Below are 24,078 nucleotides of genomic sequence, written 5' to 3' on the forward strand. Positions count from 1 at the left end.
ATCCGAACCCATCAATCCCACATGATACCGCGCAGGCGCGCCCTCGCGGGCCTTGTGTGGCCCCGTTATGCGCGCAAACGCGCACGCCGCGAGCCTTGACATGCAAGGCGCACGCGGCATGCCACCCAAACCGCGTAACGGGCGGTAAAACGCAGGCCGGCGAGACTCAGGTGTTCTGCACGACGATGGTCGGGAATTTCGAGCTCATGTCGCGCGAGCGCTCGGCAATCTGGATCGCCACGCGGCGTGCGATGGCCTTGTAGGTGTTCGCCACGGCGCTGTCGGGTGCGGCCACGACCGTCGGCGCGCCCGAATCGGCCTGCTCGCGAATCGAGATATCGAGCGGCAGGCTGCCGAGCACCTCGACGCCATACTCCTTGCCCATGCGCTCGCCGCCGCCCGCGCCGAAGATATGTTCGGCGTGACCGCAGTTCGTGCAGACGTGCACGGCCATGTTCTCGACGATGCCGAGAATCGGGATGCCCACCTTCTCGAACATCTTGAGGCCCTTCTTCGCGTCGAGCAGCGCAATGTCCTGCGGCGTCGTCACGATCACGGCGCCCGTCACCGGCACGCGCTGCGAGAGCGTGAGCTGGATGTCGCCCGTGCCCGGCGGCATGTCGACCACCAGATAGTCGAGTTCGCGCCAGTTCGTCTGCCGCAGCAGCTGTTCGAGCGCGGAGGTCGCCATCGGGCCGCGCCAGACCATCGGGTTGTCCTGGTCGACCAGGAAGCCGATCGAGTTGGCCTGCACGCCGTGGCCTTCGAGCGGGTTCATCGACTGGCCGTCGGGGGATTCGGGGCGACCCTCGATGCCCAGCATCATCGGCAGCGACGGGCCGTAGATATCGGCGTCGAGCACGCCCACCGACGCGCCTTCGGCCGCCAGCGCGAGCGCCAGGTTCACCGCCGTCGTGCTCTTGCCGACGCCGCCCTTGCCCGAAGCCACGGCGACGATGTTCTTTACGTTCGGCAGCAGTTTCACGCCGCGCTGCACCGTATGCGCGGTGACCTCGAAGCGCACGTTCACACGGCTCGCCTTCACGCCGGGCACCGCGGCAAGCGCGGCCTCGACCTGCGTGCGAATCGCGTCGTACTGGCTCTTTGCCGGGTAGCCGAGCACGATCTCGACGTCAACCGTTTCGCCGTCGATCGCGACGTTGCGCACGCCCTTGGCGTTCGTGTAGGGACGGCCGGTGTTCGGATCCGTGAGGGCCGCCAGCGCGGCGTCCACCAATGCCCGATCAATGCTCATTGAAACTCCGTGGGGATAAACGACCCGGCGTTGCGGGCGGCCCATGAGGTGCCGCCTAGACGCCGTAAATCGAAAGAAATTGTTAAGCTGGATTGCGCAAATTCCTGCGGCAGGGCACGCTTCGCGGCAACAGCTTTTTCGCGCCAGGCCGGCGCCTTTTCGAGGCGCTCAAGCCGTCATTGTAGTAGCTGCCGCCGTGCGCCGTCCTATGACCCTGAACCCAGTCGGGGCCGCCGAACGGCACAACGCAGCCTTCCCGTTTCACTCAAGAGAGGATTGAAAATGAACACAAGAATCTTGACCCGCCTTTCCGTCTTCGCCGTAGCAGGCGCGCTCGTTGCAGGCTGCGCGACCCAGCAAGGCACGAACACGGCCGTCGGCACCGGCGTCGGTGCAGGTACGGGCGCCGCGATCGGCGCGATCTTCGGCGGCGGCAAGGGCGCGGCGATCGGCGCTGGTGCAGGCGCGCTGGTCGGCGGCATCACCGGCTACAACTGGCAGGCGATCCACAACAAGCTGTCGGGCGCCACCAAGGGCACCGGCACGCAGATCACCGAGCAGCCGGACGGCTCGCTCAAGCTCAACATCCCGAGCAACGTGACCTTCGACACCAACAGCTACGCGATCAAGCCGTCGTTCGCGCCGGTGCTCGACCAGGTCGCGCAGACGCTGCAGCAGAACCCGGAAGTCGTCGCGCAAGTGGTCGGCCATACGGATAACACCGGCCAGCCGGCGTACAACCAGACGCTGTCGGTCAACCGCGCACAGAGCGTGGTCAACTACCTGGCCGGCCGCGGCATCCCGATGCAGCGCATGGCAGCCGAAGGCCGTGGCGACACCCAGCCGATCGCCGACAACAGCACGGAAGCGGGCCGCACCGCCAACCGCCGCGTGGAAATCTACCTGCGCGCAACCTCGCAGCATCAGCAGTAAGCGCGGCGATATCCGGTCGCCTGCCAATGCAGGCACCGGATAAAACAGCGACAGGACAGACAGAACAAACGGGACGGCTGCAACGCCGTCCCGTTTGCGTTTGAAGTTGGCATTTGAAGCGTGCCGCATCGTTCTTCAACGCCTTGCCGCATGGCCTTCGCCGGGAATCGAAAAAAATTTCGAACTCTCGTGAAATGGCGCGGTCTGTCTTTACGGTACGTGTGCGGTCATGCCGCCGCGTCACCATTCTCCTCTTGTCGTTGTTGCTCCGGGGCCATCCTGCCCCGGTTTTTTTTGCCCGCGATTTGCGCGCCTCTCGTGGGAATCGCGTGCGAATCCAGCGTGAAAGCCGCGCCGCAATCGCATTTCGATCCAGCAGGCATTGCCCTGCGCCGTCGCCACGGCGCGCCGGGGCCCGGACGCGTCGCGCCCCCGCCCTGCTAAAATCGCCGTTTCCCCCCGCAACATCGGACGTCCAACCACTTATGTCAGCACCCGCCACCGACCTCGCCGCCGGCGCCTCCAGCGTTCAGAGCGGCCGCCAGATTCTCGTCACGTCTGCCCTGCCGTATGCGAACGGCCAGATCCACATTGGTCATCTGGTCGAATACATCCAGACGGACATCTGGGTTCGCGCGCTGCGAATGCATGGCCACGAGGTCTACTACGTCGGTGCCGACGATACCCACGGCACGCCCATCATGTTGCGCGCCGAGAAGGAAGGCCTTACGCCGCAGCAACTGATCGCGCGCGTCTGGCAGGAGCATAAGCGCGACTTCGACAGCTTCGGCATTTCCTTCGACAACTACTATTCGACCGATTCGGACGAGAACCGCGTGCTCTCGGAATCGGTGTACCTGGCGCTCAAGGAAGCGGGCCTGATTGAGACGCGCGACATCGAGCAGGCCTACGATCCGGTCAAGAACATGTTCCTGCCGGATCGCTTCATCAAGGGCGAATGCCCGAAGTGCGGCGCGAAAGACCAGTACGGCGACAACTGCGAAGTGTGCGGCGCGACCTACGCCCCCACCGACCTGAAGAACCCGTACTCGGTGGTCTCGGGCGCGACGCCGATCCGCAAGACCTCGACGCACCACTTCTTCCGCCTTTCCGACCCGCGCTGCGAGCAGTTCCTGCGCGGCTGGGTGGCAGGCCTCGCACAGCCGGAAGCGACCAACAAGATGCGCGAGTGGCTCGGCGACGCGGGCGAATCGAAGCTCGCCGACTGGGACATCTCGCGCGATGCGCCCTACTTCGGCTTTGAGATCCCGGGCGCGCCGGGCAAGTACTTCTATGTGTGGCTGGACGCGCCGGTGGGCTACTACGCGAGCTTCAAGAACCTCGCCGAAAAGCGCGGCATCGACTTCGACGCCTGGGTGAAGCCCGGCTCGAAGACCGAGCAGTACCACTTCATCGGCAAGGACATCCTGTACTTCCACACGCTGTTCTGGCCGGCGATGCTCGAATTCTCGGGCCATCGCACGCCGACCAACGTGTTCGCGCACGGCTTCCTCACGGTGGACGGCGCGAAGATGTCGAAGTCGCGCGGCACCTTCATCACGGCGGAAAGCTACGTCACGACGGGCCTGAACCCCGAGTGGCTGCGCTACTACTTCGCCGCGAAGCTCAACAGCACGATGGAAGACCTCGACCTGAGCCTCGACGACTTCCAGGCGCGCGTGAACAGCGACCTCGTCGGCAAGTACATCAACATCGCCAGCCGTGCAGCGGGCTTCCTGATCAAGCGCTTCGAAGGCCGCGTGCAGGACAGCGCGATGAACCATCCGCTGCTGGAGCAGATGCGCGCCGCGATCCCGCAGATCGCCGCGCACTACGAAGCCCGCGAGTACAGCCGCGCGCTGCGCCAGACGATGGAACTCGCCGATGCGGTCAATGGCTACGTCGATACGGCCAAGCCGTGGGAACAGGCCAAGGATCCGGCCAACGCCGTCGCGCTGCATGAGACGTGCAGCGTGAGCCTGGAAGCATTCCGTCTGCTCTCGCTCGCGCTCAAGCCGGTGCTGCCGCAACTGGCCGAAGGCGTCGAGCAGTTCCTCGCCATCGCGCCGCTCACGTGGGCCGATGCGGGCCGCGCGCTCTCGTCGCAACAGCCGATCAATGCGTACAAGCACCTGATGACGCGCGTCGATCCGAAGCAGATCGAAGCGCTGCTGGCCGCCAACCGCGATTCGCTGCAGGCGACCGATGCGGGCGCCGCTGCCGCAGCCGATGCGAACAAGAAGTCGAAGGCCTCGAAGGAAGCGAAGAAGGCCGCCGCAGAGCCTGAAACGCCCGAAGTCATCTCCATCGACGACTTCGCGAAGATCGACCTGCGCGTGGCGCTGATCGTCGACTGCAATATCGTCGAAGGCTCGGACAAGCTGCTGCAACTCACGCTCGACGTGGGCGAGGAAAAGACCCGCAACGTGTTCTCGGGCATCCGTTCGGCCTACAAGCCGGAAGACCTCAAGGGCAAGCTCACGGTGATGGTCGCGAACCTCGCGCCGCGCAAGATGAAGTTCGGCATGTCGGAAGGCATGGTGCTCGCGGCATCGGCTAAGGACGAGAAGGCCGAACCGGGCCTCTACATCCTTGAACCGCACAGCGGCGCGAAGCCGGGCATGCGCGTGCGCTAAGGCAGCAAGGCGACATCAGCAACAAAAAAGCACACCACGCGGTGTGCTTTTTTTTGTGCATCAGTTGTACGTGAAATTCACCGTGGCGGTCGTCGTAATCGAGCCGGCCGTCATCGCGCCGATCCGGTACAACTGCGCGACCATCGGAATCGTCATTGAATTGGTCGCGTCCACCGTGCCGAGATTGATCGCGCTATTGAGCGTAATCGGCGTGCCCGTCGTCGCGCCGACGGCGCTGGCCTGCAGCAGCTGCACGCCTATCTGCGTCGCCGTGCCGGTGTTCTTGAGCACGCTTGCCACAGTGTCCATCGTGCCAGCCACGTTCATCGACACCTTGGCGCTCGTCGTGCAATCGGTCAATTGCATATTGAACGCCTGGGGGTTCTTCGTCGCGCCGACGGCGGGAAAGTCAGCAACCGATGCCGAGCCGAGATTGATGGTCTGGTTGGCCGTCGTGCTGTCGATCGTACATGACGCCGGCAGGATCGTACCGCTGAAAGTCAGCGTGGCGTCCGCGGCGAATGCCCCTGTCGTCGCCACCGACGCGAGGATGGCCACGGCTGTTGTGAGCTTGTGCATGGTGAATGTCGTTCCCTTGTAGATGCGTCACGGGTGGCCGGCTTACTGATACGAGACCGTCAGCGTCATCGTTGCGTTGGCGGGGCCGGGCGTGATCGTGCCCGTCCGGTAATAGCGCGCCGTGAGCGGCACCGTGTAGTCTCCGCCAGCCGTGGGGCTAAAGCCGCTCAGCGTCTGCAGCGACGCAAGCGGAAATACACCGCCCGATGCATTGAACAACTGGATGCCGACGCCGCTCGCCGAAGGACTCCCGTTCAGCGCGGCAACATTCGTCGCCACAGTGCCGCCCGTCGGGTCGATCCGATACTGGATGCTATGCAGTTGGCCCGCCTGCGTGCCCGAAACGGCCGTGCCTGCCGGACAGTTGAGGATCTGGACGTTAAACGACGCCGGCCGCGGTGAAAGCGAACCCACTGCGGGGAAGTCCGCCGGCACGAACGTGCCCATCGGGATACTGACGTCAGGCGTCGTGCAGGTCAGCGGCACGATATTGACCGGCGTAATCACGTAGGAATCGATCAGGTTATATAACGGGCCGTCCGAGTTCGGAAAAGCCTGGGCGACGACGCCCCCCGAAACCGTGCCGCCCACCGAGACCGTGCCCGACTTGACGAGTGCGACCTGTACCTGGGCGCCCATCGACCATGTGGCGGTCATGCCTGTATAGGCCTTGCCGCCATACGGCCCGAACCATCCGTACCAGCCGGCGTTCGCGGTATATGTCCTGCCCGCGACGACGATCCCGACGCCGGCGACATTCGTTTTGTAGACGGTGTAGGTGTAGGTCAGCCCGGTAGACGCGCCAACATTCGGCCCCAGCTGAATCCCCACGCCCAGGATCCCCCCGGACGATGAGCAGTTCCAGAGATTCGACGATGCCGGAGAAGTAACCCAATTCGTCAGCAGCGATCCAACGGGCGCATCCCTGGGCACGGAAACGCTGGCGGGTAGCGTCAACGTAAAGCTTTGCCCGCCACCTGAAGAACACCCGGCAAATGCACGCCCGCACAAAAGCAGCGATAGCACCTGGACCAGGCAGAGCAGCAGCAGGCTCATATGCCGGTTCGGATTGGGTCTGGTAGAAAACATAGTATTGAACGTCCGCATTGATATTCCGCCGGCAGCTGGCATGTGCATTCGCATGCGTTGCCGACGTCTATTTGCTTTACCTCTGGGTTCACTGACACGCCGCGTCGGCAAACACCGTCTCCGCCGGCTTGCCCTTGACCGCGACGGGCAGCGAATAGCGCAGCTTGCAGCTCTGCCCGACACCCTCGCCCCACTTCACCGTGAGATCGCCGCCCGCCGACTTGCTGTAGAACATCGCGCGGCTGCCCTGACTCACCGTGCCAACGTTGTTGCCCTGCGCATCGAGCACGTCCGCACCGAACGGCACGGCGTCGCCGCCCAGACGGCGCACGCGCATCACCACGGCCTGGCCGCGATTCACGGTGTCGAACTTCACCTTCACCACGGCGCCCGCCGTCGGCGCGAAATGCTGCTCGGTGCTCTTGAGTTGCACGCCCATCGGCAGGCCCATCGTGTCGATTTCCACGTTGTTCAGCGTGTAGGGACGCATGCCCGCGATCGCCGCATGACCTTGCGTATCGACGCGCACGCCAGGCGAAGTCGCCACGCGCGCCCCCACGGCATCCTTCGCGTCGATGACCGCGAACGTGTCGCCCGTCTGCGACGTGAGCGCGACCCCGCCGGGGAAGGCGATGACCGTGCCGGCGATGCCCGCACCCGCCTGGGTGTAGCCGTTGCCCGTGCCCGCGTTGGCGCGAAGCTGCGTGAACGGCGCGAGATAGCCCGCGTTGGCATTGATGCTTGCGCCATTGCTGGTGTTGCTCGTGTAGCCCGCGGTGACGCCGTAGTTGAAGGCGTTGTCCTTGCCCGCCGTACCCGTGAAGGTTTCCTGGACCTGGTCGGTGCGATTGAGCGAATCGTGGGTGTAGCTCGTCGTCGTGTTCAGGGTCTTCGAGCCGATATCCAGCGGGATATTCAGGTTCAGCATCACGCGGTTGTCCCAGCGCGCGGTGCCCACGTCGATTTCGCGCGAAGCCGACACGCCCACGCCAACACGGCGAATATTCGTGTTGTAGCCCACCTGGTACGAGGTGTCGCGCCCGCCCTTGTTCCAGTAGTTCTGCGTGAAGCCCGATGCATAGAGCGAGCCCCAGTCGCCCAGGCTCTGGTTCACCGTGAGCTGCAAACGGCCCTTCTGCACGCTGTTGTTGACGAACGCCGTGCCATTCAGCCCGGCGTCCCGCAACGCCATGGCGTCCGCATAGCTCAGGAAGCCGCTCGTCGAATAGCGATACGCCGCCAGCGTGAGATTGGTGTTGGTCGGCTCAATCAGGCGCGAGTACGACAGCCGCAGGCTCTGGCCGTTGCGGCTCGGTGCATGGGGAATATTGCTGTTGGCCTGGGTCACGTCCGCCGAGAACGCGCCGATCGGCGTATTGAGCGCCGCGCCCGCCGCCGCGGAAAAATAGTCCTGCCCCGCGATCGTGCCGCCGTATAGCGTGATCAGGTTGTTCAGGCCGTGCTGTACGCTGGCCTCGAACACGAACGGATGGCTGTTGAGGCTCGTATTGCGGTACTGGCCCGCCGCGATGTTGTAGCGCCAGCGGCCCGCACGCAGCGCATTCACCGGCGCGGCATACGGCACCACCGAAACGTGCTGGCTGCCGTCAGCTTCGGTCACGACCACCTGAAGGTCGCCGCCATAGCCCGTCGGATAGAGATCGTTGAACTCGAACGGCCCCGGTGCAACCGTGGTCTCGTAGATGATGTTGCCGTTCTGGCGCACCACCACATGCGCGTTGCTGTTCGCGATGCCGCGGACGGTCGGCGCGTAACCGCGCTGCGAATCCGGATACATACGGTCGTCGGTGGCGATCTGGCCGCCGCGCACGCCGAACGAATCGAAGACCGCGCCGTCGGTATAGGAATCGCCCAGCGTCAGCTGGCTCTTGATCGGCGTGAACGAGCGCTGCAGATACGTCTGCATGCTCTGCAAGTGCGTACCGCCGCCGTTCGAAGTGGTGACGTTGCCGTTGTAGCGAAAGCGCCATGCGCCCAGGTTCGCGCCCGCGATCATGCCCAGATAGCCCTGGGTGGTCGACAACCCGCTGCCTTCCGTGTGGTAGACATTGGCGTTGTACTGGAACGTGGCCGCCGGCACGCCGTCGTCCCAGAACTTCGGATCGACCCAGCCACGCGCGTTGCGGCTCAGCGCCGCCTGCGGGATGCTCAGGTCGAGGCGCTGTTCACCCATGTCGAAGGTGGCGCTCGCCTGCGGGATCAGGTCGGACAGGAACGCACCGGCGTGATTCGCCGCATCGAGCTTTGCGCGCGCTGCATCGGGAAGACGCATCACGTCCACGCCCGCGCGCTGCAACAAATCGCCATCGAACAACGGCTGCGCGCCATGGCCGGCACCACCGGCCTCGCGCAAGGTCACGTCGGTCATGCCGATCCACACGCCGTTCACGTAGAGCGCGGTGCGATACTGCCCCGCCGCCGCTACGTTGCCCTTGTCGAAACGGCTGATGTCGATTTTCGACGCGCCCGATCCGCTCAGGAATTGCGAGTTGAATTCGACGGCGGTGGGTTCGACGGCGGCAGGTTCGACTTTGGTTGCCGGCTCCGGCGCGGCTGGCAACGGCCCGGTCACGCTCAACGGCAGGAGCCCGATGGGCGCGGTCGGCGTGAGTGCGTTGCCGGAAGCGGACAGCGCGACATTGCCGACCGCGACGTTCGACGCGGACTCGGCGTTGCGGGTTGGCGCCACCGACGAGGGCGCCGGCAGGACTTCCTGCGCAGGCTCTTGCGCCAGCGTCAGTCCCGACTGTGCGGCAGCCAGTTCCGCCGCGCCATCTGCCTTCGCATGCGACGCCATGAAGGCGAGCAGCACAGCGACGCTGGCCTGGCTCAGGGCCAGCGAATCGGCATGGGGGAACCTGGAAGACGATCTAGATTTGTACTTGTCCATGTTGAGCCGAATTCCGGGGTAGGTTCGCCCCTACCGATGCGCTGCGTCATCAGTAACGGGCTTACTACCTCGACGGGAAAGCAGGTATCCGACAGCCACGATCAAGCCAAAACTCATTCGCAGCACGAAGTAATCTCAAAACACAGGGCAGTGACCGGGCCGCGCCACCGAAGCCTATTTCAGCGCGGACTCGTGCTTGACCGGCCCACCATAGTCGTTGAGCGTGGTGAACGAAACCTTGCCGCTCGCCGCAGGCGCGCCGGTGAGCGGCAGGCTCGCCTGGCCGCCCGGCGCCACCATGTTGCCTTCCTCGAACTTCGGCGCATGCTCGCCCTCGCCGACATGCGCCTCGATGATCGTCACGTGATAGGCCGTGGGGTTCGCAACCTCCAGCACCGGCTTGCCATTGAGGGTACCGAGATGCCAGTTCAGCTTGCCCGGCGCATCGTCGGCATTGCCCGGCAATCCGGCCGGGCGAAAAAAGAACTTCAGGCGCGAACGAAACGCCAGTTGCACGAAGTTCTGGCCCACCTCGCCGGCTTTCGGCTTGGGCGGCACTTCGAGCAAGTTGAACCAGAACAGCGTTTCGCGATCCTTGGGCAGCGCCTCGCCCGTGTACGCAATGCGGATGGTCTGCGACTTGTCGGGGTCGATGCGCGCAAGGGGGGGCGTGAGCACGAACGGCAGATCGAGCGTGCTGGGGTCGGCCTTGGGATCGCCCTTGTCGAGCCACACCTGGGTGAGCGCCGGCGACTTGCCGACGTTCGACAGCTTGAGCGTCACTTCGCTATCCGTCGCGTTATAGACGATGCGCGTACCGGCGATCACCACCGATGCCTGCGATACGCACGGCAGCCACGCGCCCACGGCCAGCAGACCGGCGGCCACGGCGTGAGAAACGATTTTGCGGATATTCATGACGCTCAACCAGAAGGCGGAGTTCGTGGCCACCGTGCCCTGCACAGACGCGTGCCAGCCGCAGCCGCGACAAACAAATTCTTAAGAATCCTTATGAACGGGCGCATCAGCGTCCATTCATAAGGTTCGAAACAGCCAGCCAGAAGGCCGCTACTGCGCCTTCAAGGCCTTATTGATACGACATCGAGTACGTGACGTTGGTCGTCACGCTACCGGCGGTCGCGCTGCCAAGCGGCGAAATGTATTGCGCTGCGTATTGCAGGCTGGCGTTGCCGCCGGTGATCGCGACGACTTGCGAGTTCTGCGCGCCGTCGGCCTTGCTCACTTCGATGGTCTTTACGCCACCGTTGTAGTCGAGCAACTGGACTTCCACCTTGGTCGCCGTGCCGTTGTTCAGCAGGTTGCCGTCAGCCAGCGTGTTCGTGCCGTATTCCCAGAACGTGCGCACGTTGCCCGTTGCCGGCGTGCAGTTGCTCAGGGCGATGTTGAAGCCCGTTGCGCCCGCGACGGCGCCAGCCGACGACAGCTCGCTCGCCGAAATGCTCGGCAGCGTGACCGTGAAGTTATTGCCCTGACCGTTGCCGCTGACCGTGCAGGTATTCGCCACCAATGTGCCATTGATGGTCAGCACGCCACCGTTGCTGACCGGGCCTGCCGCGTGAGCGGCGGCGGCCGTCAGGCCCATCACTGCAGCGATCAGAGGAAGTGCGATTTTTTTCATGTGTGCTCCAAACGCGTCACCAAGGTGACCAAACCATATTGAGAATCAGCCTGATCGCACCGCCTTCTGCGTGCGCCGCCGTCCACTCTTACCCCACCCCGCCGTCGACGCCATGAACTGTCGCGACATAGCGCCTCCTTGAAGGCGAGGGAAAGTCCATTGTGCAAACCCCGTACGCGATAAAGGATCGGAAAAGTCTTAAAATAAAAATAAACACTGCGAATTTACTTAAAATTCACATTTGAATATAAGAATATAGGGCGAACTCCGACAGGCTATGCTCGCGAGCACGGCCAAGCTGGATTGCCGGAAACGGCTGCCCGCATGCGGGAGAAGCGAGCACACACTGGCACGCCTGATGTGCCAGGGGCCGCATTGCGCGGCCCCTTTTCAACCCTACCAGCGAATCCGGTCGAAGCGCCGGGTGTAGAGAATGTCGGCGCCATAGAACGTGCCGCCGTACGCGGTCACCGACCAGTAGCGCGTGAGATTGAGTGTCGCCTTGACCGCGTTCGAGGCCGACTGCAGGCCCTGCTCGTAGCCGATCACGAGCCATTCGTTGATCGCCTTCGCGAGCATCACGACCTGCGGATCTGTGAGGCCCACTTCGCTGCGGCCAATCGAGAACTCGTCGAGGCCCACTTCCTGGGCGATGCGCTTGCCGCTCGCACTGCCGAGCAGCGCCAGCGCCGTCGTCATCGCGCTCTGCTGGCCGACGTTATTGCCCTGGTCCGTGCCGTGGCCGAACAGCAGCCACGAGAGTTTTTCGTTATCAGGCACGTTGGGCTCGGAGATGAGCTTCGCATTCGGCGCCTGCACGGTGCCGGTCACCTGCACGCCCGCCTCGACCTGCTGGTTGCGGCGCATCGCGAGGATGTTGATGCCTGGGTTCGCCACCGGCCCGTTGAAGGTGAAGAAGCCGTTCTCGATGTTGAGCTTGCGGCCGAACGCGGTGTAGGTCGAGCCTTCGGTCACGCGCACGTTGCCCACGGCGCGCAGCGGCACGTCGGGCGCGCTCATCGCCGTGATCGTGCCGGCCAGTCCAAGATCCGCGCCCATGCCGCGGAAGCGGAAGTTGCGGCCCAGGTTGATGTCGATATTGGCGCGCGGCGCGAAACGCGGCGCGGGCTTGTCCGAGGCCTGCTGCGCCTGCACGGCGGGCGGCGGCGTGCCGCCGCGCGTGGTGCCGTCCGGGCGCACGATCACGACGTCGTCGCCCAGTTCCGGCGCGGCCGATTCGGGCATGTCGAACAGCGCGCGATCGACCGTGAACTTGCCGTCGATCATCATGCCGCCCAGGTGCCCGCCATTGGCGATGCTCGCGCTGCCCGAGAGCGAAAGATGGCGGTCGGGCGCGGCGAACAGTTCGAGCTTGTCGGCGACGATGCTCGCAGTGAGATCGGGCTCCTCGCTGTCGAGGCGCACCTGCCCCTTCGCGCGCAGCGTGCCGTCGCCGCCGTGGAACTCGACCTGCTGGAAGTCGACGAGGTTCTTCGACAGCATCACGCGCACCACGCCGTCCTTCAGTTGCAGGCCCTGATCGACGAGGGTGGCCGACAGAGCGTCGCCGATCAGCGAACCCGACAGGTTCGGCTTCGCGACCGTGCCGCCCAGCGCGAGCTGCAGCGCGAAGTGGCCGTCGAGCAGGTAGCTCGGCCCGAGCAGCCCGCCGGTGGTTTTCAGCGAAGGCACATCGGCCTTGATGGTGCCGCCCAGCGGCGCGTCCTCGCCGATCGTGAGCATGCCGTCGCGCGGCGTGAGCAGCGTGTTTGCGTCGACGTCGAGCACACCCACGCGGCTCGCCTGCGCGTGCGCCGTGACGGTCAGGCGATTGCCGCCGCTGAAGGCCGCGCGCGCACTCAGGTCGCCGATGCCGACCGAAGCCAGGCCCCGCCCGATTTCCGCCGTGATATCGCCCGAGCGGCGCTTGAGCTGGATATAGCCGCTCGCGCTCGGGCCGACAGAAAAGTCCCAGTCGCCGTCGAACACGAGATCGGTCTTGAGATTCGACGGCTGGCCCGTGAGCTGCTGCTGGAACTGCATGATGCGTGCGAGCGACACCGTCGTGAGCGAGCCCGCCGAGCGGATGCGGCCATGGTCGAGGTCGAAGGCCTTGAGATCGAGCGTCGCGCCCAGCGCCGTCAGGTGCGTCGCACCGAGTGTCACCTTGCCCGGCCCCGCGCTGACGGTCAGGGGCGCTTTCAGGTCGATGTCGGGCGCGCCGCGGTTCTGCAACTGCGTGACGGTGCCGTCCCAGCGCGTGCCTTCGCGCGTCTCGGAAAGCTTGCCATTGGCCGCCAGCTGCACGTCGATGCTCTGCCCCTGCACCTTGCCCTTCGCGCTCGCGGTGAGCGCGTGTTTCGCGCGCGTGCCCGTGAGGCGGGCGGTGAGCGTCGCGATCTCGACGCCGCCTGCCGCGATGCCGCTCGCGTCCGCGCTGAAGGCAAGCGCGCCGTTCGCGCCGTCGTGGAGTTCCGCGTGCCCTTCGGCGTGGCCCAGGCGGTTGTCGCCGAACACAACATGATCGGCCTTGTAGTCGAGCGCGACATCGGGATGCGCGATCGTGCCGGTCAGGTCGCCGTTTGCCGCGACCTGACCCGCCACGCCAAAGCCCAGCCGGTCGAGCTGCGGCGCGTCGACCTTGAAGCGCAGGCGGTCGCCGCGCGCGCCGAAACTGCCTTGCAGATCGACGGTATTGCCCGCCACCGAAAGATTCGCGCGGCTGGGCAAGAGGCGCATTCCGGCGAGCTGGACCAGGCCTTCGCCGCTGAGTGGGAGATTGTCGTAGGTGCTCGGGCCGAGCTTGAATTCGGCCTTGGCCGTCAGTTCGGGTGCGAGCGTGCCGGTGGCCGTGAGCGTGCCGTTCACGCGCGCTTCGATGCGGCGTGCCGGGGCCGTTGTGGCCGGTTTGCGCGCGGGCTTCGCGGCGGCGGGCCTGGGCGCGGTTGCCGCCAGCGCCGGCGTCTGGACGGTATTGCGCTTGACGTTCTGCGCGGCGGCCTGCTCGCTAGACTGCGCGGGATTGAGCGCGGGGTTCGCCGCCGGATTGAGCGCGAGACTGCGTTTGGGGTCGAGCGCGTTCTTTTGCGCGCTGCGCTGTGCCTCGGTCGGCCCCGACGGTGGCGGCGTCACGCTGGACGGGCGGTGTTCCGCGCTCTTGCCCGGCGCCTGCGAGAGCAGCGAGAGCGGATCGAAATCGGTCAGCGTTGCCTTGAGCGTATAGCTGGACTTCGCGTCATGCTTGAGCGCGCCCGACAGGTCGATGCGGCCCGCGCCCGCGCTCACGCGCACATCGTTGAAGGAGATGCGGGCCGGATCCAGCGTGACCTTGCCCTGGGCGCGCAGCGCGGCCTTCGGATCGGCCAGGTCGAGCGTGATGCTCTGCACGTCGTCGGCCAGACGCACCGTGACCGGGCCGCCTAGCTGGGTCGGGCGCACGCTGGCCTCGATCGCGTTGAGATCGAGGTTCGCGACCTTCAGGTCGAAGCGGCCATTGCGCCCGCTGATGACGCCGCCGCCCGTGACCGTCGCGTTCTTGACGACGCGCACGTTGAGGTTCGAGAGCCGCTGCGTGTGGGCGTCGAGCACGACGTCGGTGCGCGCGTCGATGAGCGGCAGCAATTGCGCGTCGATGGCGCCGGGCTTCGCGTTGACGATGGACACGCTGCCCGCGACCGTGAAGCCCGCTGCGTTGGGGTTGTCGTTGACGGCCGTGGTGCTGGTGGTGCTGGTGGCTTTGGCGCCCGATGCGGCAGGTGCGAGCGCATCGGCACGCGCGCCAGCCGACGCGCCATGCGCCTTCGCAGCCGAAGCCGCGGACGCAGCCGATGCCGCTGAAGCCGCTGATGCCGCTGATGCCGCTGATGCCGCAATGGCGTGCGGCTCAGGCACAAACGGCTTGACCGGCGCTTTTGCCGGTTGCAGATCGGCACGCAGCGCGAGATCGGCGAACGGCGCACCCGGCGCGAACGCCTGCGGATTGACGTGATCGAATGCGAGCGTCGCGCGCTTGAGCGGCACCGCCGCGAACGGCGCGGCCTCCAGGTGAGCCTTGCCGGTGAGCTTCATGCCGCTCGCCGTCACATCCGCGCCCAGCGCTTCCAGCGAACCGCCAAGGTTCGCATTCACCTGCACGTCCTCGTTATTGACCTTGCCCGAGTAGCCGAGCGTGCCCGAGAGCGCGAACGGCCGCACGCCGTCGAGCTTCGCCTGCGCGCTCACCGCGCCGTAAGGCGTGTCGAGCTGTTCGATGGCGGCTTCGTGATGCTGCCCGTCCGTACGGCCACGGAAAGAGAAGTTCGAGAACTCGGTGGCGCTCGCGCCCTGATGCAGCGTGAGCCTGTCGACGTGAATGTCGCGGATATCGAGCGCGAGCGGCAGGCGCAGATCCTTCGGCAGCGTCAGCGGCGAAGAGGACGTTTCGCCGGACGACACGATGCGCAAGTCGATGTCGCCGACGTGCAGATAGCTCAGGACGAAGCGCCACGGGCGGTTCTTGTGGATCTCCAGTTTCCACTGGCCGCTTGCGCGGTCGACGCTGGCGGTCGTGCCGTCAGCGCCATGCCAGCTCACGTTGCGCAGACGCACGCCGGTCGCCAGCGCACCGCCTTCGAGCGTGCCTGCCAGTTGCCCGCCCAGCGCCTTGACGGCCGCGCGCCACGCCCAGGCAGTGCCGCGCTCGGTCGTCAGCGCGCCATAAAGCGCCCCCACCACGAGGGCGACAATCAGCGCGAACGTCGCAAAGATCCACGCGAACGCTTTCAGCAGCGCGCGGCCACGGCGCTTTGGCGCGGGCGGCTTTGCCTGCGTACCGTCACCATCGACATCCCCCCCGCCATCGTCCTTGCCCGATGTCGCGCCCTCGCCATCACGCGGCGGCACGGCGAACATCGCCGGCGGCAAGACGCACCCGCGCAGCCAGTCGCGCACGCTCATGCCCGCCCCCTTGCGGCTGGCAGCGGCACCAATGGCACCATCGGCGCGAATCGGAGGAACGTGGCGTACATCGTCATCAGAAAGCGATCCCCAGCGTCAGATAGGGCCGCACTCTGCGTTCGCGAAAGCCATAGGCCAGATCGAGGTTGACCGGGCCGACGGGGCTGCGCCAGCGTGCGCCAAGCCCCGCGCCCGGATAGAAGACTTTTTCGCCCCAGGTGTCGGTGGCGGTGCCCACGTCGAAGAAGGCCGCGCCACCCCAGTCGTGGCTGAACCAGTGCTGGTATTCCGCCGATCCCGTGACGAGATACTTGGCGGGCAGGATCGAGCCGTCGACATCGTTACCGATGCTCTGGAAACCGTAGCCGCGCACCGAGTTCGAGCCGCCGGCGCGGAACAGCAGCGACGCAGGCACGTCGGACGAGCTGCTCGACGTGAATACGCCGCCCATTTCCGCACGGAACAGCACGAGGTCGCTGCGCCCGATCGGCAGGTATTGCTGGCCGCGCATGTAGCCGCGCACGAAGGTGGCGTCCGAGGCCGCGCCCTTGACCGCAAAACCCGCCTCGACGCGGATCAGGTTGCCCGAGCGCGGGAACAGCGGATCGTCCACGTTGCGGCGCGTCCACGACCACGAGGGCACCAGCGCACGGCTCGTGGTGGGCCCGGCCGCGTTTTGCGTGAGGCGATCCTGGTAGTAGAGCAGCGAGTACGCGTAATCGATGTTCTGCGAGGTGCGCGTGCGCTGCACGCCCATGCGCAGGCTGTAGATATTGGTGTCGGACACATCCGTCGTCGTGTAGGACACCAGCGCGCTATTCGTCCACGCGCGCGGCCCGGGCGGCATCGACAACTGGATCTGGCCGTACTGCTGGATCTGGTCGAGACGCCCCGACACCTGGAAAGGCCACGCCGCGCCGAAGGTGTCCAGATACGTGTACGAGCCCTGCACGTGCGCGCCGGTATCGGTCGAGTAACCCACGCCGCCACGGAAATTGTTGTAGGGGTACTCGCTCACCTTCACGTGCACGGGCGTATTCAGCGGCTTCTGCAGGTTGTCGTCGACGTCGATCGCCACGCTCGCGTAGTACGGCGTGTTCTGCAACTGGCGCTGGAGTTCGGTCACGCGGTTGACGTCGTAGATCTCACCCGGCGAAAGCGGATTCACGTTGCTGACGATTTTTTCCGGGTAACGGCGCGGCCCGGAAATGTCGAGATCGCCCATCGTGAAGGTCGGGCCGCTGTCGAATGTCACGGAAAGCTTCGCGTCGTGCTTGAGCGGATCGACGCGCGCTTCCGAGTGGACGATTTTCGCGCCCAGATAACGGCGCGATTGCAGCGCGCGCAGCGCCGCGTTCTTGGCGCCGTCCCAGTCGGACTGCGTGAAGGCGTCGCCCTCGTGCAGCGAAAAAGCGAAGCGCGTGGCGTTCTCCTGCGCGTGATCCTCGGTCAGCACCGGGCCGGTGAAGGCCAGCGACACCGCCGAGATCTTCGTGCGCGGGCCGGGATCCACCATCACGTGCACGACGCGGCGGCCATTTTCGTCGGTATGGACGTCGGTGCGCACGACCGGCGTGAAGTAGCCGTCCGTGGACGCCAGGTCGCGCACCTGCTGCGGCGTGGCCGTAACGAGGAATTCGAACTGGTCGTCGCTGATGTCTTCGCGTTTGGCGAAGCGCGCGATGTCGAGGTGGGATTCGAGCAGCTTGCGCAACTCGCGCGGCGAAGCCTGGATATCGACGTCGTAGTAGGTCTTGCCGTGCGACCACGGCAGCAGGTCGGTGAGCGCGGCGCGGGCGGGCTGCGCACCGAGCAGGCTGAAGGCGAGCCCGGCGGCCAGCCAGAGCGCCAGGCGCCAGCGCAAGGAGGCAGACGAACGGGACAAGCTTGCGAGCAGGCGTGCGGCGTGGCCCGGCCACGGCGTCCGGGACTGCCGCAAACATGGCCCTACGCGTGCTGCTTCAATCCGCCTTCCCGCCAAACAGAACCTCCAGCTTTCGTGGTAACCGGGCGCGCCGCCTGCCGCTGCTGCGCTCTTGACGAGCCGGGCGGGCGCAAACGCGTTATTTCACCACATCAGCGCGTGAAAACCCCAGGAGGCGGCGCAAACGTGTGCAAGAGATTGCAACCGGACGCAACCTGCGCCCGCCGATATGTCCCCGCCCCGGGCGCCAAAGCGGCTTCGACGCGTCGCCCGACTGGATGTTCCGCACGCGGCGCATGCGGTAAAATTGCCGCCGACAAGAAACACCGGAATCACCCGGCATCCCCGGCGGCCGCCAGCAGTCACACCACAACTGGACTGAACGGCACGGGCCGCCCCACTCGACGGACGTCAGCCATGTATCAGTCGGACATCACCCAGTTCCTGAACCAGCTCAAAGAGCAGAAGCCGCAACTCGAAGAGCAGCAGCGCAAGGGCCGCTCGCTGCTGTGGGACAAGCAGCCGATCGACCTCGACGAACGCGAGCGCCAGCAGGCTTCGCGCGTCAAGCAGACGCCCTACGTCTACTACCAGAACTTCTGATGGCCGAAGCCGACGGCGCCGAACGGCCCGAGATGGCCGCGGAGCCAACCGGCGGTGAAGCAGGCGCCCACGCGCACCCGAGCGCGCCGCCCGCCCCCGCCAGCGCCGACGAGGCCCTGGCCGCCCCCGCCACCGATTCGACGCCCGACACGGTCGACGGCGTCGCTTTCGCGCGCCTGTACGGCGAGCCGCTCTTCAAGCTCCCGCAAGACCTCTACATTCCGCCCGACGCACTTGAGGTTTTCCTCGAAACGTTCGAAGGCCCGCTCGATCTGTTGCTGTACCTGATCCGCAAGCAGAACTTCAACGTGCTCGACATCCCGATGGCGGACGTCACCACGCAGTACCTCGGCTATGTCGAGCAACTGCGCAAGACCAATCTCGAACTCGCCGCCGAATATCTGCTGATGGCGGCCATGCTCATCGAGATCAAGTCGCGCATGCTGCTGCCGGTCAAGAAGGCCGATACCGGCGAGGAAGCCGAAGACCCGCGCGCCGAACTCGTGCGCCGCCTGCTCGAATACGAGCAGATGAAGCTGGCCGCGCAGCGTCTGGACAAGCTGCCGCAACTGGGCCGCGACTTCCTGCGCGCCGAGGTCTATATCGAGCAGAGCATCACGCCGCGCTTTCCCGATGTCGACAGCAACGACCTGCGCGCCGCGTGGGCGGACGTCATCAAGCGCGCGAAGCTGGTGCAGCACCACAAGATCTCGCGCGAGGAACTGTCCGTGCGCGAGCACATGAGCGTGATCCTGCGCAAGCTGCAAGGCCAGCGCTTCATGGAGTTCTCGGAACTCTTCGATACGACGCGCGGCGTGCCCGTGGTCGTGGTCAACTTCATCGCCATGCTTGAACTGGCGCGCGAGTCGCTGCTCGAAATCACCCAGGCCGAACCGTTCGCGCCGATTTACGTGCGCCTTGCTTATTCGCCCACCTGAGCGACTGCCTGAGCGCCCACCTGAGCCCCAACCCGAGTTGCCTGCTTAAGCAGGCTTATATCGGGCGCACGCCCCGCCCAGCCTGCCATGGCCCCGTTTTCGCCGCTTCCGCGGCAGCGGCGCATGCTCCGGCCCCATCACCACAGTCCAGGATAATCCCCCATCCGGAGCGGCTGCGCGGCACGCACAAATCCTCTACAATCGCCCGCGCCTGCCCCTGAGGGCCGGGCACGCCATCCGGCCGGACGCCCAGCGGGCCTGCCGGGTGCTGCAAATCCGTCTTGCCCCGCGCGAGGCATAACGCATCCGATCATGAAAGTCATCAGCTCGATTCAGGAACTGCGCGACCAGTTGCGCGGCCAAAACCGCACCGCGTTCGTCCCGACCATGGGCAATCTGCACGAAGGTCACCTCTCGCTGATGCGCCTCGCGCGCCAGCACGGCGACCCGGTCGTGGCGAGCATCTTCGTCAACCGTCTGCAGTTCGGCCCGAACGAGGATTTCGACAAGTATCCGCGCACGCTCGAAGCCGACATCGAGAAGCTGCAGAAGGAAAACGTCTACGTGCTGTTCGCGCCCACCGAGCGCGACCTCTACCCGCAGCCGCAGGAATATCGCGTGCGCCCGCCGCACGATCTGGGCGACATCCTCGAAGGCGAGTTCCGTCCGGGCTTCTTCGAAGGCGTCTGCACCGTCGTCATGAAGCTGATGTCGTGCGTGCAGCCGCGCGTGGCCGTGTTCGGCAAGAAGGATTACCAGCAGCTGATGATCGTGCGCGCGATGTGCCAGCAGTTCGCGCTGCCGACCGAAGTGATCGCCGCCGAAACCGTGCGCGACCAGGACGGCCTCGCGCTCAGCTCGCGCAACCGCTATCTTTCGGACGGCGAGCGCGCCGAAGCGCCGCAACTGGCCGCCGCCCTGCAAGGCATCCGCGAGTCGGTGCTGGCAGGCCGCCGCGACTTCCAGCAGCTTGAACTCGACGCCATGGCGAAGCTTGCCGCGCGCGGCTGGAAGCCCGATTACATCGCGATCCGCAAGCGCTCGAACCTGCTGCCGCCGGCGCCGGGCGTCGCGGCGGACGCCGAAGCGCCGCTCGTCGTGCTGGCCGCCGCCAAGCTCGGCCCCACGCGCCTGATCGACAACCTCGAGATCTGAGCGCGGCTCTCGCGCCGCCCTCGCTCACGCTTTCACCGACATTGCCGCGGCGGGCCTTGCGCCCGCTCGCCTGAAGGAGACATTCCATGCAACGCCACATGCTCAAGTCGAAGATCCACCGCGTCGCCGTCACGCACTGCGAGCTGCACTACGAAGGCTCGTGCGCAATCGACGAAAACCTGCTCGAAGCGGCCAACATCGTCGAAAACGAGCGCATCGACATCTGGAACATCAATAACGGCGAGCGTTTCTCGACCTACGCGATCAAGGGCGAGCGCGGCAGCGGCATGATTTCGCTGAACGGATCGGCCGCGCGCCGCGCGCAACTGGGCGACCTGGTGATCATCGCCGCCTTCGCGAACGTCGACGAAGCGGAACTCAAGGCTGGCTGGAAGCCCGACCTCGTGTTCGTCGACGAAAACAACCGCATCAAGGGCAGCCGCGACCACGTGCCGACCCAGAACTGGACTTGAGCGCCTGAGCGTTTAAGCCATTCCAGTCGTAAAAAAGGGAGCCACCGGGCTCCCTTTTTAGTTCTCACGCTTCACGTCCCGCGCCTTATTTCTCGTTCACCCAGGCCAGAATCGACTGCCACTGGTCGAGGTCTTTCTCCACGCGGCTCTTCGCGACGTCCCAGATCGTGAGCCCGTGCGCCGCCAGCTGCACGTAGTTCTGCGTGTCGCGCAGGTAGCCCAGCACGGGCAGTTCCAGCCCTTCCACGAAACGCTGCAGTTGCTCCGCCGAGCGCGTGCGCGCGTCCACCCGCATGCCCACCACGCCGACCTTGATGGCGCCCTTGCGCACCGCCTTTTCCCTGGCAAGCCGGTCGAGGAAGTCCTTGGTCGCGAGAATGTCGAACATCGACGGCTGCAGCGGCACGATCACCTTGTCCGCCAGCTCGACGATCGCGTTCAGGCGGTTGCCGTGCAGGCCCGCGGGCGTGTCGATCACCGCGTGCTCCAGGCCCTTGGGCGGCTTGGCCGGATGGTCGAGGTCGACCTGCCAGCTTTCGATGGCCGGCAGCGCCGCGGGCCGCAGGTCGAGCCAGGCGTGCGCCGACTGCTGCCGGTCGAGGTCGGCGAGCGCGACCCACTCGCCTTGCGCCGCGAAATAGCCGGCCAGATTGGTGGACAGCGTGCTCTTGCCGACGCCGCCCTTGGGGTTCGCCACCACGATCACCGTCATGAATGCTCCCGTCAGGATGGCTGGCGCGTGGGCCAGCCGGTTTGCCGATTCTGCCAATCCTTTGTTGCTTGTTCTTAATGCGGAGTCGGGCCGAGCCGATTGCGCAACCGTCCGATAATATCGGCAAATGCTGCGGGGCCGAAGCTCCGGTTTGCAAACTCCCGCGCAAATTTCGATCGTATTCCGATCAATTCCCGATCAAATCGAACCTACGGAGACCGTCGCACCATGAGCACGCTGCGCCCCGACATCACCCTCGACTTCCTTCGCGAGCGCCAGCGCGGCTGCCTGCCCGACCTGATCGGCTTTCGCGCCGTCGCGCTCGAACAGGGCATCCTGCGCGCGGAACTCGATATCCGCAGCGAACTGCTCGCGCCCAACGGCTTTCTTCACGCGGCCACCGTCGTCTGTCTGGCCGATACGGCCTGCGGCTACGGCTGCCTCGCACACCTGCCGCCCAGCGCGAAGAACTTCACGACCATCGAGCTCAAGAGCAACTTCCTCGGCACCGCGCGCGAGGGGCGCTTGAGCGTCGTGGCGACCGGCGTGCACCTGGGCCGCAGCACGCAGATCTGGGACGCCACCGTCACCGGCCCGGATGGCAAGACCACTGCCCTGTTCCGCTGCACGCAGATGGTGCTGTACTGACGCTTCAACTCATCGCGGCATAGAGGCGCGGCAGGTCGAGGCTCGCCGCGAGCGTATCGGCGAGCCGCTCCAGCGAAGCCTCGCGCAGCGCCGGATAGTCCACCTGCTGGGCCGCTGTCAGCCCCGCCCAGTCCAGCAGCGCGGCACACGCTTGCGGCGTGTCGAACAAGCCGTGCAGATAGGTCGCCAAAATCTGCCCGTCCGCCGATTGCGCGCCGTCCACGCGCACCGTGCCGCGCGCATCTTCCGCCTCGCCTTCAACCGAATCGATGCACAGCGCGGGCGAGGCCAGCGCCGCGCCCGTCGTCACACCCATGTGGATCTCGTAGCCGCGCACCGGCGCGCCCGCCATGTCCTCACCGTCAGCGTCAGCGCCGCCCAGCACAAGCCGCCCCGTCACATTGCGCAGCGCCTTCTCGCGCGTAAGCTCGGTTTCGTAGTCGAGCCAGCCCAGGCCCGCCGTCGCGCCCGGCTCGCCTTCCACGCCATGCGGATCGGCAATCGTGCGCCCTAGCATCTGCATCCCGCCGCAAATGCCGATCACGCGGCCGCCATAGCGCAGATGCCGCTCCAGCGCCTTGTCCCAGCCCTGCGCGCGCAGCCACGCGAGGTCGTCGCGCACGTTCTTCGAACCCGGCAGGATCACCAGATCGGCAGCGGGCGGCGCATTGCCCGCGCGCACGTAGCTGAATTCGACCTGGGGATGCACGCGCAGCGCGTCGAAATCCGTGTGATTGCTGATGTGCGGCAGCGCCGGCACGACCACGCGCAGCGCCTGCCCGCCAGTCTGGGCGTGGGTGTGCGCGGCGCCCGGCAGCATGTCCTCGGCGTCGAGCGTAAGACCGTGCAGATACGGCACCACGCCCAGCACCGGCTTGCCGGTCTGCGCCTCCAGCCAGTCGAGGCCTGGCTTGAGCAGCGACGGATCGCCGCGAAAACGGTTGATGATGAAGCCCTTTACGCGCGCGCGCTCGCTGTCCGACAGACACGCGAGCGTGCCGATCAGGTGCGCGAACACGCCGCCGCGGTCGATATCGGCGACCAGCACGACCGGGCAATCGACGGCCTCCGCGAACCCCATGTTGGCGATGTCGTTGGCGCGCAGGTTGATCTCGGCGGGACTGCCCGCGCCTTCGACGAACACGGTGTCGTAGCCCGCGCGCAGCCGCCCGTACGATTCCAGCACGGCCTCGCGGGCAATCGGCTTGTAGCTCTGGTACGCGCGCGCATTGAGGTTCATGCGCGCACGGCCGTGGATGATGACCTGCGAGCCCATGTCGCTATTGGGTTTGAGCAGCACCGGGTTGAGGTCGGTGTGCGGGGCGATGCCCGCGGCGATCGCCTGGAGCGCCTGGGCCCGGCCGATCTCGCCGCCATCGGCGGTCACGGCGCTGTTGAGCGCCATGTTCTGCGGCTTGAACGGCGCCACGCGCACGCCCGCGCGCCGCGCGAGGCGGCACAGGCCCGCAACAAGCGTGCTCTTGCCCGCATCGGACGTAGTGCCCTGGATCATGAGCGTGCCGCGCGGCACGGCGTGCGAAGGGGTGGACGGGGTAGAAGACATCGTGGCTGGATCGTTCGGACGAATGCGCATTATCCCATCGCCCCTACACGCGCAGCCGCGTGGCCCTGCGAGGCGCGCGGCTAC

Annotated in this window: 17 protein-coding genes; 7 read left to right on the top strand and 10 right to left on the bottom strand. The window is 65.8% G+C overall.

Going from position 1 to position 24,078, the window contains the following annotated elements; translation table 11 throughout:
• Positions 1–166: 166 nt before the first annotated feature.
• Complete coding sequence (gene apbC / locus BBA01S_RS11725) at positions 167–1,255, bottom strand: iron-sulfur cluster carrier protein ApbC (protein WP_027816610.1); 1,089 nt, start codon at positions 1,253–1,255, stop codon at positions 167–169.
• Between the two features lie 282 nt (positions 1,256–1,537).
• Between apbC and BBA01S_RS11735 the strand changes: the two genes are divergently transcribed.
• Positions 1,538–2,188 (top strand): OmpA family protein, encoded by a 651-nt coding sequence (locus BBA01S_RS11735; protein ID WP_027816611.1) that lies wholly within the window; start codon positions 1,538–1,540, stop codon positions 2,186–2,188.
• A gap of 485 nt (positions 2,189–2,673) precedes the next feature.
• On the top strand, positions 2,674–4,824 hold the full coding sequence (metG, locus tag BBA01S_RS11740) for a methionine--tRNA ligase (protein ID WP_027816612.1): 2,151 nt from the start codon (positions 2,674–2,676) through the stop codon (positions 4,822–4,824).
• A gap of 60 nt (positions 4,825–4,884) precedes the next feature.
• On the opposite strand, the gene BBA01S_RS11745 is transcribed toward metG, so the two are convergent.
• The 7 genes from BBA01S_RS11745 to BBA01S_RS11775 form a co-directional block, all read right to left on the bottom strand.
• Entirely contained in the window at positions 4,885–5,403 is a 519-nt protein-coding gene (locus tag BBA01S_RS11745; protein WP_027816613.1) for a fimbrial protein, read from the bottom strand.
• Positions 5,404–5,445: 42 nt separating this feature from the next.
• Positions 5,446–6,546 carry a fimbrial protein gene (locus BBA01S_RS11750; RefSeq protein WP_084162078.1) on the bottom strand — a complete coding sequence of 367 codons (1,101 nt, stop codon included), beginning with the start codon at positions 6,544–6,546 and terminating at the stop codon, positions 5,446–5,448.
• Positions 6,547–6,580: 34 nt separating this feature from the next.
• Positions 6,581–9,403: a fimbria/pilus outer membrane usher protein gene (locus BBA01S_RS40935; RefSeq protein WP_084162080.1), complete on the bottom strand. Its 2,823-nt coding sequence runs from the start codon at positions 9,401–9,403 to the stop codon at positions 6,581–6,583.
• A gap of 174 nt (positions 9,404–9,577) precedes the next feature.
• Entirely contained in the window at positions 9,578–10,321 is a 744-nt protein-coding gene (locus BBA01S_RS11760; protein WP_027816615.1) for a fimbria/pilus periplasmic chaperone, read from the bottom strand.
• 169 nt (positions 10,322–10,490) lie between these two features.
• On the bottom strand, positions 10,491–11,042 hold the full coding sequence (locus BBA01S_RS11765; RefSeq protein WP_027816616.1) for a fimbrial protein: 552 nt from the start codon (positions 11,040–11,042) through the stop codon (positions 10,491–10,493).
• Between the two features lie 396 nt (positions 11,043–11,438).
• Positions 11,439–15,977 carry a translocation/assembly module TamB domain-containing protein gene (locus tag BBA01S_RS40940; RefSeq protein WP_052391731.1) on the bottom strand — a complete coding sequence of 1,513 codons (4,539 nt, stop codon included), beginning with the start codon at positions 15,975–15,977 and terminating at the stop codon, positions 11,439–11,441.
• Between the two features lie 76 nt (positions 15,978–16,053).
• Positions 16,054–17,754 (bottom strand): autotransporter assembly complex protein TamA, encoded by a 1,701-nt coding sequence (locus BBA01S_RS11775; RefSeq protein WP_245641488.1) that lies wholly within the window; start codon positions 17,752–17,754, stop codon positions 16,054–16,056.
• 564 nt (positions 17,755–18,318) lie between these two features.
• Here BBA01S_RS11775 and BBA01S_RS11780 point away from each other — a divergent pair.
• The 4 genes from BBA01S_RS11780 to panD all read left to right on the top strand — a co-directional run bounded on the left by BBA01S_RS11780 (position 18,319) and on the right by panD (position 21,070).
• Positions 18,319–18,504 (top strand): DUF3460 family protein, encoded by a 186-nt coding sequence (locus BBA01S_RS11780; RefSeq protein ID WP_027816618.1) that lies wholly within the window; start codon positions 18,319–18,321, stop codon positions 18,502–18,504.
• Positions 18,505–18,536: 32 nt separating this feature from the next.
• Positions 18,537–19,442: a segregation and condensation protein A gene (locus tag BBA01S_RS11785; RefSeq protein WP_027816619.1), complete on the top strand. Its 906-nt coding sequence runs from the start codon at positions 18,537–18,539 to the stop codon at positions 19,440–19,442.
• Positions 19,443–19,754: 312 nt separating this feature from the next.
• Complete coding sequence (gene panC, locus BBA01S_RS11790) at positions 19,755–20,597, top strand: pantoate--beta-alanine ligase (protein WP_027816620.1); 843 nt, start codon at positions 19,755–19,757, stop codon at positions 20,595–20,597.
• A gap of 86 nt (positions 20,598–20,683) precedes the next feature.
• Positions 20,684–21,070, top strand: a complete 387-nt coding sequence (gene panD, locus BBA01S_RS11795) for an aspartate 1-decarboxylase (protein WP_027816621.1) — start codon at positions 20,684–20,686, stop codon at positions 21,068–21,070.
• An 85-nt stretch (positions 21,071–21,155) separates the two neighbouring features.
• Here the strand turns inward: panD and BBA01S_RS11800 are convergent, their stop codons facing one another.
• On the bottom strand, positions 21,156–21,782 hold the full coding sequence (locus tag BBA01S_RS11800) for a ParA family protein (protein ID WP_027816622.1): 627 nt from the start codon (positions 21,780–21,782) through the stop codon (positions 21,156–21,158).
• Between the two features lie 228 nt (positions 21,783–22,010).
• Here BBA01S_RS11800 and BBA01S_RS11805 point away from each other — a divergent pair, with 228 nt between their 5' ends.
• Positions 22,011–22,430 (top strand): PaaI family thioesterase, encoded by a 420-nt coding sequence (locus BBA01S_RS11805; protein WP_027816623.1) that lies wholly within the window; start codon positions 22,011–22,013, stop codon positions 22,428–22,430.
• Positions 22,431–22,434: 4 nt separating this feature from the next.
• On the opposite strand, the gene BBA01S_RS11810 is transcribed toward BBA01S_RS11805, so the two are convergent.
• Entirely contained in the window at positions 22,435–23,994 is a 1,560-nt protein-coding gene (locus BBA01S_RS11810) for a cobyric acid synthase (RefSeq protein ID WP_174479167.1), read from the bottom strand.
• Positions 23,995–24,078 lie beyond the last annotated feature (84 nt).

Source organism: Paraburkholderia bannensis NBRC 103871 (assembly GCF_000685015.1).
Lineage (GTDB): Bacteria > Pseudomonadota > Gammaproteobacteria > Burkholderiales > Burkholderiaceae > Paraburkholderia > Paraburkholderia bannensis.

Bases quoted from the DNA above. Each gene is read 5' to 3' on its own strand.
- apbC (WP_027816610.1), bottom strand. From the start codon at position 1,255: ATGAGCATTGATCGGGCATTGGTGGACGCCGCGCTGGCGGCCCTCACG.
- BBA01S_RS11735 (WP_027816611.1), top strand. From the start codon at position 1,538: ATGAACACAAGAATCTTGACCCGCCTTTCCGTCTTCGCCGTAGCAGGC.
- metG (WP_027816612.1), top strand. From the start codon at position 2,674: ATGTCAGCACCCGCCACCGACCTCGCCGCCGGCGCCTCCAGCGTTCAG.
- BBA01S_RS11745 (WP_027816613.1), bottom strand. From the start codon at position 5,403: ATGCACAAGCTCACAACAGCCGTGGCCATCCTCGCGTCGGTGGCGACG.
- BBA01S_RS11750 (WP_084162078.1), bottom strand. From the start codon at position 6,546: ATGCGAATGCACATGCCAGCTGCCGGCGGAATATCAATGCGGACGTTC.
- BBA01S_RS40935 (WP_084162080.1), bottom strand. From the start codon at position 9,403: ATGGACAAGTACAAATCTAGATCGTCTTCCAGGTTCCCCCATGCCGAT.
- BBA01S_RS11760 (WP_027816615.1), bottom strand. From the start codon at position 10,321: ATGAATATCCGCAAAATCGTTTCTCACGCCGTGGCCGCCGGTCTGCTG.
- BBA01S_RS11765 (WP_027816616.1), bottom strand. From the start codon at position 11,042: ATGAAAAAAATCGCACTTCCTCTGATCGCTGCAGTGATGGGCCTGACG.
- BBA01S_RS40940 (WP_052391731.1), bottom strand. From the start codon at position 15,977: ATGAGCGTGCGCGACTGGCTGCGCGGGTGCGTCTTGCCGCCGGCGATG.
- BBA01S_RS11780 (WP_027816618.1), top strand. From the start codon at position 18,319: ATGTATCAGTCGGACATCACCCAGTTCCTGAACCAGCTCAAAGAGCAG.
- BBA01S_RS11785 (WP_027816619.1), top strand. From the start codon at position 18,537: ATGGCCGCGGAGCCAACCGGCGGTGAAGCAGGCGCCCACGCGCACCCG.
- panC (WP_027816620.1), top strand. From the start codon at position 19,755: ATGAAAGTCATCAGCTCGATTCAGGAACTGCGCGACCAGTTGCGCGGC.
- panD (WP_027816621.1), top strand. From the start codon at position 20,684: ATGCAACGCCACATGCTCAAGTCGAAGATCCACCGCGTCGCCGTCACG.
- BBA01S_RS11800 (WP_027816622.1), bottom strand. From the start codon at position 21,782: ATGACGGTGATCGTGGTGGCGAACCCCAAGGGCGGCGTCGGCAAGAGC.
- BBA01S_RS11805 (WP_027816623.1), top strand. From the start codon at position 22,011: ATGAGCACGCTGCGCCCCGACATCACCCTCGACTTCCTTCGCGAGCGC.
- BBA01S_RS11810 (WP_174479167.1), bottom strand. From the start codon at position 23,994: ATGTCTTCTACCCCGTCCACCCCTTCGCACGCCGTGCCGCGCGGCACG.